General features: G+C 73.8%; 12 protein-coding genes and 2 pseudogenes. 8 read left to right on the top strand and 6 right to left on the bottom strand.

Annotated features, from left to right (window positions below; translation table 11 throughout):
• Positions 1–123 precede the first annotated feature (123 nt).
• Together BLW57_RS18100 and BLW57_RS18095 are read left to right on the top strand one after the other, a co-directional pair.
• Complete coding sequence (locus BLW57_RS18100; RefSeq protein WP_093475811.1) at positions 124–1182, top strand: hypothetical protein; 1059 nt, start codon at positions 124–126, stop codon at positions 1180–1182.
• A 237-nt stretch (positions 1183–1419) separates the two neighbouring features.
• Positions 1420–2046 (top strand): HAD family hydrolase, encoded by a 627-nt coding sequence (locus BLW57_RS18095; RefSeq protein WP_073888072.1) that lies wholly within the window; start codon positions 1420–1422, stop codon positions 2044–2046.
• On the opposite strand, the gene BLW57_RS18090 is transcribed toward BLW57_RS18095, so the two are convergent.
• Positions 2022–2273: a hypothetical protein gene (locus tag BLW57_RS18090; RefSeq protein ID WP_093475810.1), complete on the bottom strand. Its 252-nt coding sequence runs from the start codon at positions 2271–2273 to the stop codon at positions 2022–2024. The genes BLW57_RS18095 and BLW57_RS18090 overlap by 25 nt on opposite strands.
• A 175-nt stretch (positions 2274–2448) precedes the next feature.
• Between BLW57_RS18090 and BLW57_RS42895 the strand changes: the two genes are divergently transcribed.
• Entirely contained in the window at positions 2449–2832 is a 384-nt protein-coding gene (locus tag BLW57_RS42895; RefSeq protein WP_067009872.1) for a cold-shock protein, read from the top strand.
• 80 nt (positions 2833–2912) lie between these two features.
• On the opposite strand, the gene BLW57_RS18080 is transcribed toward BLW57_RS42895, so the two are convergent.
• The 4 genes from BLW57_RS18080 to BLW57_RS18065 all read right to left on the bottom strand — a co-directional run bounded on the left by BLW57_RS18080 (position 2913) and on the right by BLW57_RS18065 (position 6449).
• A complete protein-coding gene (locus BLW57_RS18080) occupies positions 2913–3770 on the bottom strand; it encodes a 1,4-dihydroxy-6-naphtoate synthase (RefSeq protein ID WP_093475808.1) in 858 nt (285 codons plus the stop codon).
• A complete protein-coding gene (locus BLW57_RS18075) occupies positions 3757–4461 on the bottom strand; it encodes a futalosine hydrolase (RefSeq protein ID WP_093475807.1) in 705 nt (234 codons plus the stop codon). Before BLW57_RS18075 ends, BLW57_RS18080 begins: the two co-directional genes overlap by 14 nt.
• A 17-nt stretch (positions 4462–4478) precedes the next feature.
• A complete protein-coding gene (locus BLW57_RS18070; protein WP_093475805.1) occupies positions 4479–4943 on the bottom strand; it encodes a DUF2771 domain-containing protein in 465 nt (154 codons plus the stop codon).
• 105 nt (positions 4944–5048) lie between these two features.
• Positions 5049–6449: an MFS transporter gene (locus BLW57_RS18065; protein WP_256339511.1), complete on the bottom strand. Its 1401-nt coding sequence runs from the start codon at positions 6447–6449 to the stop codon at positions 5049–5051.
• A gap of 344 nt (positions 6450–6793) precedes the next feature.
• Between BLW57_RS18065 and BLW57_RS18060 the strand changes: the two genes are divergently transcribed.
• The gene (locus BLW57_RS18060) at positions 6794–7720 is read left to right on the top strand and encodes a DUF3027 domain-containing protein (protein ID WP_093475802.1); all 927 of its coding nucleotides are present in this window, start codon (positions 6794–6796) and stop codon (positions 7718–7720) included.
• 14 nt (positions 7721–7734) lie between these two features.
• Here the strand turns inward: BLW57_RS18060 and BLW57_RS18055 are convergent.
• Positions 7735–8182: pseudogene (locus BLW57_RS18055) on the bottom strand (ATP-binding protein).
• A 111-nt stretch (positions 8183–8293) separates the two neighbouring features.
• Between BLW57_RS18055 and BLW57_RS18050 the strand changes: the two are divergent.
• The 4 genes and pseudogenes from BLW57_RS18050 to BLW57_RS18035 all read left to right on the top strand — a co-directional run.
• A complete protein-coding gene (locus BLW57_RS18050; protein WP_256339510.1) occupies positions 8294–9139 on the top strand; it encodes a helix-turn-helix domain-containing protein in 846 nt (281 codons plus the stop codon).
• Complete coding sequence (locus BLW57_RS18045; protein WP_093475801.1) at positions 9136–9327, top strand: DUF397 domain-containing protein; 192 nt, start codon at positions 9136–9138, stop codon at positions 9325–9327. The genes BLW57_RS18050 and BLW57_RS18045 overlap by 4 nt, the downstream gene beginning before the upstream one ends.
• A gap of 48 nt (positions 9328–9375) precedes the next feature.
• Positions 9376–12522: a sacsin N-terminal ATP-binding-like domain-containing protein gene (locus BLW57_RS18040; protein WP_093475799.1), complete on the top strand. Its 3147-nt coding sequence runs from the start codon at positions 9376–9378 to the stop codon at positions 12520–12522.
• Positions 12523–12644: 122 nt separating this feature from the next.
• Positions 12645–12857: pseudogene (locus BLW57_RS18035) on the top strand (calcium-binding protein); the annotation flags it as partial.
• Positions 12858–12955: the final 98 nt, after the last annotated feature.

Genomic DNA, 12955 nt, shown 5'->3' with positions numbered 1-12955 from the left:
AACCAGGTGGCGCCGGACCCCGGAAGCGGGGGGCGGGGGCCGGTCGTACGAATCCCGGGCGCCCGGGGTCAAGCGGTACCGTCCTCCCCGGGGTTACCAGTCGGCGCACCCCGGAGGGGTTCCGTGGGGATCGAGAGCGACCAGGTCGTCTACGAGTATCTGAGCCGTGTCGGGGACGTCGCCCACCAGCGGCAGCTTCCGTCGGCCACGCGCATGCGCCTCGTGTCGGAGCTGCGCGACGAGATCGACCGGCGCCGGGCCCGGGCGGCCGTGGACTCACCGGCCGCCGTCCGCCGCATCCTGGACCACCTGGGCAGTCCGGTCGACGTCGTGGAGGCCGCGGGCGGTTCGGCGGCCACCGGGCCCGGTCCGCGGCCGCCCGCCGCCGTGCCCGTCCAGCCGGCGCCCGGGGACCGGAGGCCGGAGGGGCACGAGGGGGCGGGGAAGGAGCGGCCGAAGGGGTTGCGCCGGGTCGTGCCGCGCCCGCGTCCCGCCGTGCCGGAGACCCCCGCCGCCCCGCGTGACGCCGCGTCCCCGCCGCACCTCGCCGCCGCGCACGAACTGGGGGACGGCGTGGCCCCGCCGGACTGGTGGCGCGTGGGATCCGGGCCCTTCGGCGGCCCCGCCGGCGGTCCGCTCGCGGAGGCCGACGCGGTGCCGGGGTTCGTCGGCGGTGTGGAGATCCCCGAACTGCTGAAACGGCCGCCGAAGGAGACGGAGCCGGTGACGGAGGCCGCGCCGGAAGCGGACGCCGTCGCCGCGCCCGCGCCGCGCCGCCGTCTGTTCTCCCGCCGGACCCCGGACGCGGAGGCTCCCGCCCGCCGGCTCCTGCCCGGCCCGGCCGCCGGCTGGTCCAACCCCCTCCTGCTGCTGGCCGCCGCCGCGCTGGTCGCCGGAGCGGTGCTCGGGAACTGGTTCGCCCTGCTGCTCGGCTGGGTGATCGCGTACGGCTCGAGGAGGCTGAGCGCGGCCGAGACGAAGACGGCCGTGATGGTCATCCCCGGCACCGCCGTCGCGGGCGGGCTGGTGTGGCTGTGGGGCAGGCAGAACGGCCGCTGGGGCGAGCCGATCGGCCAGGACCACATGGCGGACGCGATCTCCGGCACCTGGCCCTGGGTGGTCAGAGGAGCGGCCCTCACCTCGGCCCTCTACCTGGCCTGGCGCTCACAACGGACCAGGTGACTGCCTGCGACACCGGTGCCGCACCCAGGGGCGCGGGGAACTGCGCGACCGGCCGCGACGCACCCGCACCGAACATCCGCCCGCGCCCCTCCGGCACCCCCCAGGCAGACCCCAGCCGTTCCCACCCAGGGGCGCGGGGAACTGCGCGACCGGCCACAGCGGACCCGCACCCGAAAGCGCACCGCAACCCGAAAGCGCACCGCACCAACCGCTGAACCGGCGGAGCCACCCGGCACAATGGCGCCCATGGCTCTCACCATCGGCTTCGACCTCGACATGACCCTCATAGACTCCCGGCCGGGCATCCGTGCCTGCTATCTGGCGCTGTCGGAGCGGACAGGTGCGTACATCGACGCCGATCTCGCGGTGACCCGGCTCGGGCCGCCGCTCGCGGAGGAGCTCGTCAACTGGTTCCCGGCCGAACAGGTGCCCGCCATGGCCGACCTGTATCGGGAGATGTACCCGTCGATCGCCGTCGCCGCGAGCCCCGCGATGGCCGGCGCCCGCGAGGCGATGGACGCGGTCCGGGCGGCCGGCGGCCGCACGATGGTGGTCACCGCGAAGTACGAGCCGAACGCCAAGCTGCACCTGGCCCACCTGGGCATCGAGCCGGACGTGGTCGTCGGCGACCTGTGGGCGGAACGGAAGGCACAGGCACTGCGCGAGTACGGCGCGAGCGTCTACGTCGGCGACCACACCGGTGACGTGCGAGGAGCCCGCACGGCGGGAGCCCTGTCGGTGGCCGTGGCGACCGGCCCCTGCCCCGCCGACGAACTGCGCGCCGCCGGCGCGGACGTGGTGCTGGACGACCTCGCCGCGTTCCCGGCCTGGCTGGCCGGTTACCGGGACGCGCCCCGCGCCTGACGCCTGCCCGCGGCGATCGACCGCAGGACGCCCGCGCCGGCGACGAGAAAACCGACGGCCATGAGCATGCTCAGACCGAACATGTAGGTCGGAAAAGGCTTCGCCCCGAGGAACAGCGGGGCCACCGTGACGAGGGTGGCCAAGGCTCCGAGGAAGAAGACGATGGCGCCGGCACGGATCAGTCCGTCTCCGGGCGCGGCGGAATTCGTTGGGGTTTTGTCACGCACCGGACCAGGGTAGTTCCCTGCGCGAGAGAACAACCGGGGGACGTCTTGTCACCCGCCCGAAGACCATTAGCCTTGGTAGCGCTTGGTTTCGGCGGGTCATGGTGGACCCGCCCCAGTGCTATCAAGAGCCGTTTCCGAAGTAGTTTTCCCGACGAGTACGAGGACGAGGACAGACGTGCCTACCGGCAAGGTCAAGTGGTTCAACAGTGAGAAGGGCTTCGGCTTTCTCTCCCGCGACGACGGCGGTGACGTCTTCGTCCATTCCTCGGTTCTCCCCGCCGGCGTCGATGCGCTCAAGCCGGGACAGCGCGTGGAGTTCGGCGTCGTCGCCGGTCAGCGCGGCGACCAGGCGCTCTCGGTGACCGTGCTCGACCCGACGCCCTCGGTGGCGGCCGCCCAGCGCAAGAAGCCGGACGAGCTGGCCTCGATCGTGCAGGACCTGACGACCCTTCTCGAGAACATCACGCCGATGCTGGAGAAGGGCCGCTACCCCGAGAAGACCTCGGGCAAGAAGATCGCCGGCCTGCTCCGCGCGGTCGCCGACCAGTTGGACGTCTGAGCCCGCATCGGGACATCGGCGAGCGCATCTCGGCCGAGGGGCGGTGAGAGCCCCTCGGCCGACGTCTGTGCGCACCCCTCTCAGGGGAACGCGAGCGCCTGCGGGCCGAGCGCCGGGACGAGTCCCTCGGCCGCCGCTCGGGTGAGCAGGCCGCGGATCGCCGCGTAGCCGTCCTCGCCGAGGGCGGCGGTGAACTCGTTGACGTACAGGCCGATGTGCTGGTCGGCGACGGCCGGGTCCATCTCCTGCGCGTGCGCCATGACGTACGGCCGGGACGCCTCCGGGTCGTCCCAGGCGGCCCGCACGGAGTCGCGGACGGAGTCGGCGAGCCGGCGCAGCGCGTCCGCGCCCAGCGACCGCTTGGCGATGATCGCGCCCAGCGGGATCGGCAGCCCGGTGGTGAGCTCCCAGTGCTCGCCCATGTCCGCGAGCTTGTGCAGCCCGTAGTTCTGGTAGGTGAACCGGGCCTCGTGGATGACCAGTCCGGCGTCCACCTTGCCGTCCCGCACGGCCGGCATGATCTCGTGGAACGGCATGACGACGATCTCGCCGACCCCGCCCGGCAGCGTGTCCGCGGCCCAGAGGCGGAACAGCAGATAGGCGGTCGACTTCTCGCTCGGCACCGCGACCCGGCACCCGGTGAGGTCCGCGGCCGGCTCCCGGGTGAGCACCAGCGGCCCGCAGCCGCGGCCCAGCGCCCCGCCGCACGGCAGCAGCGCGTACTCGTCGAGGACGTACGGCAGGACGGCGTACGACACCTTCAGCACGTCGAACTCGCCGCGCTCGGCCATGCCGTTGGTGATGTCGATGTCGGCGAACGTCACGTCCAGCGCCGGGCCGCCGTCGACCCGGCCGTGGGCGAGGGCGTCGAAGACGAAGGTGTCGTTCGGGCAGGGGGAGTAAGCGATCCGCAGCGGCTGCTGCTCATTGGTCGTCATGCGGGTTCCAACTCTCGAACACGGGGGCGAGCTTCCCGAAGGCCTCGGCGAGGGCGGTGAGGGCGTCGCCGATGCGCCAGGCGGCGCGGTCGCGCGGGCCGACCGGATTGGAGACCGCGCGGATCTCCAGCACGGGCACCCCGTGCGCGGCGGCGGCCTCCGCCACGCCGAAGCCCTCCATGCCCTCGGCGAGCGCCCGGGGGTGCCGGGCCCGCAGTTCGGCGGCGCGGGCGGCGGTGCCGGTGACGGTGGAGACGGTCAGGACGGTCCCGGCCGGGGCGCCGAGTGCCCCGGACACGACTCGTACGAGTGATTCCGGCGGCCGGTGGGTCACGGTCCCGAAGCCGAGCTCGGTGACCGGGAGGAAGCCGTCGGCGGTCTCGGCGCCCAGATCGGCCGCGGTGATCGCGTCGGCGACGACGAGCGAGCCGAGGGGCGCCGCGGGCGGGAAACCACCGCCGATCCCGGCCGAGACGACCAGGCCGTACGGTCTCCCGTCCAGTGCGGCGGCGGTGAGGGCGCCGGCGGTGGAGGCGGCGGCGAGGGCCGGTCCGACGCCGGCGGCGAGCAGGTCACAGCGCGCGCCCGTGCGGCGGAGCAGGGCGCCCGGCAGCCGCACGTCCTCGGCCGGCCCCGGAAACGCCCGTGCCACCGCGTCCCGTTCGGCGGGAACCGCAGTGGCCACGAGCATGCGTACGGACGTGGGGATCAGGCCTTCTTCAGCTTGAAGGACCACAGACCCTTCTCGCCCTGCTGGATCGAGACGGTGTTGGTGGTGCCCTGGGTGCCGTACTGCGCGTTGAAGAACGCGCTGCCCGGGATGGTGCGGTAGGTCTTCTTGCTGGTGTCGGTGAACTGGCGGCCGTTCACCAGGATCGTCCAGCCACCGTCCGCGATCTTCGGGTCGACCCCGAAGCGGACCGTGTCGTCGGTGTCCACCTTGATCGTCTCGACGTCGCCGGCCTTCTTGGCGCACTTCGCCAGCGACTTGGCGTCCAGCGTCTTGCCGTCGTTGTAGCAGAGGGCCTCCGAGCTGACCGAACTCCGCCCGACGGTGACCGTCGCGACGGGCGTCGGCTTGTCGCAGGCCGACAGAACGAGCAGTCCGGCGGAAACGGCGCCGGCGGCGGCGACGGCGCGGCGGCGTCGCACAACGGATTGCAGCGTGGTCATGGCCGAAGGCTATCGGGCGCCCACAGCCGACCGCCCACGTGGGGTGCGGCGTGCCCGGTTCGTTACGCCAGGCGTGCCCGTAACGGGCGGAACACGGCCGGTTCGTTACGCCACCCGGGCCCGGGCCCGGCCGCCGTGCCGTGCCGAGGCGAGCAGCCCCTTCAGGGTGGTCAGCCAGCCGACGGCCACGAACGCGGCGCCGGTCAGCAGCCCGACGGTGCCGTTGAGAGGCATCACGATGCCGACCGCCCCGCCGAACACCCAGGCCATCTGGAGCAGCGTCTCCGAGCGGGCGAACGCCGAGGTGCGCACCAGTTCCGGCACGTCCCGCTGGATCAGCGCGTCCAGTGCCAGCTTGGCCAGTGCCTGCGCGAACCCGGCGACCGCCGCGAGGCAGGCCACCAGCAGCGCCCCGAAGAACAGGGCGGCCACGACCGCCGTCCCCAGCACCACCGCGACGACCGTCACGATGATGACCTCCGGGGCCCGCGACCGCAGCCACGCGCCCACCGCCGTGCCCAGCGCGTTCCCCGCACCGGCCGAGACGCCGACTATCCCCAGCGAGACCGCCGCGCTCTCCCCGGTCAGCGGGTGCTCCCGCAGCAGGAAGGCGAGGAAGAAGATCAGGAAGCCGGACAGGCAGCGCAGGGACGCGTTGGCGCCGAGCGCGTGGGTGACCGCCGGCCCCACGGTCCGCAGCCCCGGGCGCTTGGTCCGCTTGCGGTCCGGCCCGTGCAGATGCTGCTCGTCGGCCGCGAGCAGCGCCACGTCCTCGCCCTTGGCCGAGTCCACCTTCGGCGGCAGGGTGAACGACAGGAACGTGCCCGCGACGAAGATCACGAAGGCGCCGTACAGCGGCCAGGGATCGCCGAGGGCGTGCAGCCCCGCGGCGATCGGCGCGGCGGCACCGGTGGCCAGCAGCCCGGCCAGGGTCACCCGGGAGTTCGCCTTCACCAGCGAGAACGTGGGCGGCAGCAGCCGCGGCACCACGGCGCTGCGGACCACCCCGTAGGCCTTGGACGCCACGAGCACGCCCAGCGCGGCGGGATACAGCTCCAGGCTTCCGGTGGCCACGGCCCCCGAGATGATCAGCGCGAGCAGCGCCCGGGCCAGCATCGCCCCGGCCATGGCGGCGCGCCGCCCGTGCGGCAGCCGGTCCAGGAGGGGGCCGATGACGGGGGCGAGGACGGTGAAGGGGGCCATCGTGATGGCCAGGTAGAGCGCGACGCGCCCGCGGGCCTCGTCGGTCGGCACGGAGAAGAACACCGTGGACGCGAGCGCCACGGTGACCATCACGTCCCCCGCGCCGTTCACCGCGTGCAACTCGATCAGCTTGCCCAGCCCCGACTCGCCGGCGCCGTGGGCGTGGGTGGCCTTGCGGATCCCCCGGGCGGCGCCGGTGACGGGAAAGTGCAGGGCGCGGCCGACCGAGCGGACGGCACCACCCACCCGGCCCGCACCGCCGCCACGATCACTCGCCTTGTCCGCGGCTGCCACGACGTTCATAGTGCCCCGAGAATGCGGCGGATAGTGCCGTTACGTCAGGCGTGGCGGCGAACCGGGCCCATGATCCGGCCTGTTCCGGGCCCGCAGGGCGGACCGGAGCGGGCGCCGCGCGGCCGCGCGCGTCGGCCGGGGCGTCGGCCGATCGCTCCGAAAACCTGCCGCGTAGCGGTAACGAATCTCGTTCGGTGTAGCGTGCGTATCTCAGCCATAACGCAGAATGGGTGGCAGAGGTGCGCCCGAGTGCGCGGAAGCAGACGTCGATGCGGTCCCCAGGTCCGCTCCGTCGGCCAACCCGCCGGAGGCAGCCGCACTCGACGAGACGGCGTAGGAGAGAAGCGATACCTGTGAGCGCAGCGACCACGCGAAGCCGCACCCCCGACCGCCTGTGCGCCGAGGCCGTCGACCTCGCACGCGCCGCCGCCGAGGAGGCCGCCGCACCCGGCGTGGTCGGCGAGCACTCCGGATTGGTGTCCGAGGGTGACCGCGTTGTCACGCACTTCTTCGAGTGCAAGGAAATGGGCTACCGGGGCTGGCGCTGGGCGGTGACGGTCGCCCGCGCCTCCCGCGCGAAGATCGTCACGCTCGACGAGGTCGTCCTGCTGCCCGGCCCCGACGCGCTCCTCGCCCCCGAGTGGGTGCCGTGGAGCGAGCGGCTGCGCCCCGGCGACCTCGGCCCCGGCGACCTGCTCCCCACCGACCAGGACGACCTGCGCCTGGAGCCGGGCTACACGGGCGAGGACGAGCCGCAGCCGAACGCGGCGGTGTCCGAGGAGATGGCGGAGCTGGCCGAGGCGGAGGACGCCGACGTCACGTCCGGCACCCCAGCCGTCCAGCCCACGACGCCCACCCGTGGCTCGATCGCCTCGGTGGCCGAGGAACTCGGCATGCGCCGCGCCCGGGTCCTCTCCCGCTACGGCCTGCACACCGCCGCGGACCGCTGGGACGAGTCGTTCGGTGCGCAGACTCCGATGGCGCAGGCGGCCCCGGCCACCTGCGCGAGCTGTGGCTTCCTCACCCCGATCGGCGGCACCCTGGGCCAGGCCTTCGGTATCTGCGCGAACGAGTTCTCCCCGGCCGACGGCCGGGTGGTCTCCCTGGCCTACGGCTGCGGCGCCCACTCCGAGGCGGCCGTCATGCCCAAGCCGCCGCAGCCGGCCGCGCCGGTCATCGACGAGACGAGGGTCGACCCCTTCCCCCTCCGCCCCGCGCGCGACTCGGGTTCCGTCCCCGAGGTCGGCGACGAGGAGACGGCGGAGCTCGGGCACTCCTAGCTAGCCCCGTCCCGTCACCGAGGGGCGTCGCCCCGGGGCCCGGGTCCCCGGGGCACCGGTGCGCAGCTCACCTCCGCCCACACCGTCTTGCGCGGCGGCGGCCCCGGCGCGGTGCCCCAGCGGTCGGCGAGCGCCTCCACGAGCAGCAGACCCCGGCCGCCCTCGGCGTCCGGCGCGGGGAGCGCCGGGCGGGGGGAGCCGGTCGCCGCGGGTGTCGGTCACCTCGATACGGAGGGTGCCGGCGACGGCATAGAGCGTCAGGCGGAAGTCCCGGCCCGTGACCCGGCCGTGCACGACCGCGTTGGCGGCGAGCTCGGCCACGACGAGTGCCGCCGGGTCAGGCGGCAGCCCCCAGGTCCGCAGTCGCTCCGTGGCCAGCAGCCGGGCGAGACGCGCGCCGAGGGGCGTGGGGGACAGCCGCACCGTGAAGTTCGGTACGCGGGTGGAGATTTCCTGATTCACATCGCTCAGCGTGGCCGCGGCTGCCTACCGTGACCAGTGACATGACGGTTGCGTACGGTGACTGTCCGGGGCCTGTCCGGCCGTGTCCGGGCTGTCGGCAGGGGGTGCGGTGTGGACGGGGAAGAGGAGCCGGGCTGGGAGGTCGACCCGGACGACGACTGGGGTGTGGCCGTCGTCGCCACGGTGGGGCGCCAGCTGAGGCTGCGCCGTGAGGCGTCCGGGATGCGTGCGGCCGACTTCGGCAGGGCCGTCGGCTACGGCGAGGACATGGTCTACAAGGTGGAGTCCGGCAAGCGGATCCCGCGGCCCGAGTACCTGGACAAGGCGGACAGGGTGCTTCAAGCGGGCGGGCTGCTGGCCGCGATGAAGGAGGACGTGGAGAAGGTCCGCTATCCGAAGAAGGTCCGGGAACTGGCCGAGCTGGAGGCCAGAGCCGTCGAGTACGGCGCGTACGTCGGCCTCAGCGTCCACGGCCTGCTGCAGACGCCCGAGCATGCGCGAGCCCTCTTCGAGGTGTCGCAGTCCGCTTACACGGAAGCCGAGTTGGAGCGGCTGGTGGCCGCACGCATGGCGCGCAAGGCCATCTTCGAGCGAAGTCCGGCTCCGGCGCTCAGCTTCGTGCAGGAAGAGGTGACGCTACGCCGACAGGTCGGAGGCACAATGGTGTGGCGTCAGCAACTCGAACACCTGCTTGGTGTCGCGCAACTGCGCAATGTCACCGTGCAGGTGATGCCGACCGACTCGGGCGCCCATCCCGGACTGAGCGGCAAGATCGAGGTGTTGAAGTTCGGCGACGGAACGGTGGTGGGACGCTCGGACGGGGCGTACAACGGCCGCCCGATCTCCGATCCGAAACAGCTCCGCATCCTTGAGCTTCGGTTCAGCACCATCCGGGCGCAGGCGCTCTCCCCCAAGGAGTCGCTGGCCTTCATCGAGCACCTGCTGGGAGAGACATGATCCGCTGGTTCAAGAGCAGCTACAGCGACGGCCCCGAGGGCGACTCCTGCGTGGAAGTGGCCCTGGACTGGGAGGCCGCCGCCCCCGCCACCGTCCACGTCCGCGACTCCAAGCAGACCGACGGCCCCCGCCTCGGCGTCGCCCCGGACGCCTGGACCGCCTTCCTCGGTCACGCCTCCCGCGGTTGACGCCCGTCGGTCTCCTCCCCGGTCGGGCGGTACCTTCTCCTCACGTCGATGAGGAGAGTGAACGTGAGCAGCAAGTTCGTGCGGCCGGCGGCCGAGGGCGCCGACCCCTTCGGCACCGCCCGTCTGCGCCGCGGTGTCCTCGACGCCTGGGTCACGAGCCCCGCACGGTTCCGTGAGGACGCCAACGCCGAGGAGGACCTGGTCCTCGGCGGCTACCGGGACCGCCTCGTGGTGGAGCTGGCCCAGAACGCGGCCGACGCCGCCGCGCGGGCGAAGGTGCCAGGACGGTTGCGGCTCACCCTCCGCGACGGCGTGCTGGTCGCCGCTAACACCGGTGCCCCGCTGGACGCGACCGGTGTCGAGTCGCTGTCCACGCTGCGCGCCTCCGCCAAACGGGACGCGGAGACCACGCAGGGCGCCGTCGGCCGGTTCGGTGTCGGTTTCGCCGCCGTACTCTCCGTCACCGACGAACCCGCGATCGTCGGCCGTCACGGCGGGGTCCGCTGGTCCCTGGCCGAGGGGCGGGAGCTGGCCGCCGGAACCGCCCGGCACAGCCCCGGCCTCGGTGACGAGATCCGCCGCCGGGACGGCCATGTCCCGCTGCTGCGGCTGCCCTTCCCGGCCGAGGGGTCGGCTCCGGAGCCGTACGACACCGCCGTCATCCTGCCCCTGCGGGACACGGCCGCCGCCGACCTCGCCGAGCGGCTGCTCGACACCGTCGACGACGCCCTGCTCCTCGCCCTGCCCGGCCTGACGGAGGTCGTCGTCGAGGTCGGCGACACGGCGCCGCGCACCCTCCGGCGGCACACCGAGGGCGCCGTCACCGTCGTGGCGGACTCACGGGACGGGACCACCCGGTGGCGTACCGCCCTCGCGCACGGCCCGCTCACCCCGGACCTGCTCGCCGACCGGCCGGTGGAGGAACGCCTGCGTCCGCACTGGTCGGTGACCTGGGCCGTACCGGAGGACGAGGCCGGGCGGCCGGTGCGGCCGCGTACCACCCCCGTGGTGCACGCGCCCACGCCCAGCGACGAGCCCCTCGGCGTCCCCGCCCTGCTCATCGCGTCCTTCCCCCTCGACACCACCCGCCGGCACGCGGCGCCCGGCCCGCTCACCGACTTCCTGGTGCAGCGCGCGGCCGACGCCTACGCCGAACTGCTGGCCGGCTGGAGGCCGGTGACGGACGGCGCCATCGACCTGGTGCCCGGACCGCTCGGCAAGGGCGAGCTGGACGGAGCGCTGCGGCAGGCGGTCCTGGAGCGGCTGCCGCGCACCGCCTTCCTGCCGCCCGCCATCGAGGCCAGGGACGAGGAGGAGTTGCCGGAGGCGCTGCGGCCGAGGGACGCCGAGGTCGTGGAGGGCGCCGGCGCGGCCACCGTACGGGTGCTCGCCGAGGTACTGCCCACGCTGCTGCCCGCCGGGCTGGAGCGGCGGGTGGAGCTGCGCACCCTCGGTGTCGCCCGGCTGCCGCTCGCGGACGCCGTCGACCGGCTCGCCGGTCTGGAGAAGGACCCCGACTGGTGGTGGCGCCTCTACGACAGCCTCGCCGGGGTCGATCCCGACCGGCTGTCCGGGCTTCCGGTGCCCCTCGCCGACGGCCGCACCACGATCGGGCCCCGGCAGGTGCTGCTGCCCACCCCGGACGGCGCCCGCATCGACCCGGACGTCCTCGGGCGGCTCGGGCTGAAGGTCGCCCACCCGGACGCCGCGCACCCGCTGCTGGAGAAGCTGGGCGCGTTGCCCGCGACGCCGCGCGCGGTGCTGACCACCCCGCAGGTCCGGGCCGCCGTCGCCGCCTCCCTGGACGACGAGGGCGGCATCGCCTGGGAGGAGGACGCGCCGGACGCCGAGGAGCTGGCCGACACCGTCCTAGGGCTGGTGCGGGACGCGGCCCTCGAACCCGGTGAGGAGCCCTGGCTGGGCGCCCTGGCCCTGCCCGACGAGGACGGCGAACTCGCCCCCGCCGGCGAACTGGTCTACCCCGGCAGCCCCTTCGCCCGCGTGATCCGCGAGGGCGAACTGGCCGCGGTGGACGCCGAACTGGCCGAGAAGTGGGGCGAGCAGCCGCTGACCGCGTGCGGGGTGCTCGCCGACTTCGCCCTCGTGCGGGCCACCGACGTCGTCCTCGACCCGGACGAACTGGAGCCCCGAGAGGGCGACTTCGCCGAGCCGGACGACGCGGGCCTGCTGGACGCCGTTGACGTGTGGTCCGAGGACGTCCTCGACCGGTTCCCGGAGAGCCCGGTGCCCCCGGTCGCCACGGAACTCGTCGCGGTCCGCGACCTGGACCTGGTGGACGACGACCACTGGCCCGAGGCCCTGTCGCTGCTCGCCCGGCCGCCGCTGCGCGACGCCCTCACCCAGCCGGTGCGCATCCTGCTGCACGACGGCACCCACGACACCGTGCGGCCGTACACCGCGTGGTGGCTGCGCGGGCACCCGGTGCTGGACGGCCGGCGCCCGGCCGGTCTGCTCGCCGCCGGCGGGGACCCGCTGCTGCGCGGGCTGTACGACGAGGCCGACGCCACCGGGTTCGAGGACGAGCAGGTGCTGCGGGCGCTCGGCGTGCGGACCTCCGTGAGCTCGCTGCTGGACGAGCCCGGCGGCGCCGCCGAGCTGCTGGACCGGCTCGCCGATCCGGACCGGCCGGTCGGCTCCGCCCAACTGCACGGTCTCTACGGCGCCCTGGCCGAGCTGGACCCCGACCAGGTGACGCTGCCGGACGAGCTGCGGGCCGTGGTGGACGGACGGGTGGAGGTCGTGGACGCGGCCGACGCGGTCGTGGTCGACTCGCCCGATCTGCTGCCCTTCACCGCCGGGGTGCCGCTGCTGCCGGTTCGCCCGGCGCGGGCCGCCGAGCTGGCGGAGCTGTTCCAGGTGCGGCGGCTGAGCGAGTCCGTCACCGGCGAGGTGACGTCCGAGGGCACGGAGCACGACGTACCGGATCCGGTGCGGGTGCTGCTCGGCCCGCGTACCCCCAGGACGTACGTCGAGCACGAGGAACTGGTCGTGGACGGCGTCGAGATCGACTGGCGGCTGACCGACGACGGGGTGCTGCACGCGGCCACGCTGGAGGGCGTCGCCGCGGGCCTGGCCTGGGCGGCGGGCCAGTGGCCCCGCCGCTTCGAGGTCGCCGCATTGCTGGAGGACCCCTCCCGCACGGAGGAACTGGCCCGGGACCGGTGGTTCGACTGAGGACCGGATCTCCCGAACTCCTCCACTGAATCTTCAACTTCCGTACAACCGTTCCCCTGCGTGCGCGGTCTCCTCACAGGGAGTCGGTCGGCTCCCCGCTCACTACGCACGCAGGGGAACACCTGCGCATCCGAGCCTCTGTCGCCGTCGTCGGCGGCGCTCTGGCCCTGTCCGCCCTGGCTGTACCGGCCGCCCAGGCCGACGGCGGCTACGGTGACACCAAGATCACCAAGGTCGTCGTGGACGGCGACAACAAGGTGTCCATCGGCACGTCCAACGCGGTGACCGTCAAGGTCAGCGTGACGGCCACGGACAACTCGGGCATCAAGGGCGCCCTGCGTCGACGTGCAGTAGCCGACCGGCGGCAACGCCGACTCCCCGGGCCGCGGGGAACTGCGTGACCGGCCACAGCCGTCCCGCAGCTTCCCGTGGC

Source organism: Streptomyces sp. 1222.5, assembly GCF_900105245.1.
GTDB lineage: Bacteria > Actinomycetota > Actinomycetes > Streptomycetales > Streptomycetaceae > Streptomyces > Streptomyces albidocamelliae.
The sequence above is the reverse complement of the archived record's forward strand: the minus strand, read 5'-3'. Positions and strand labels throughout refer to the sequence as shown.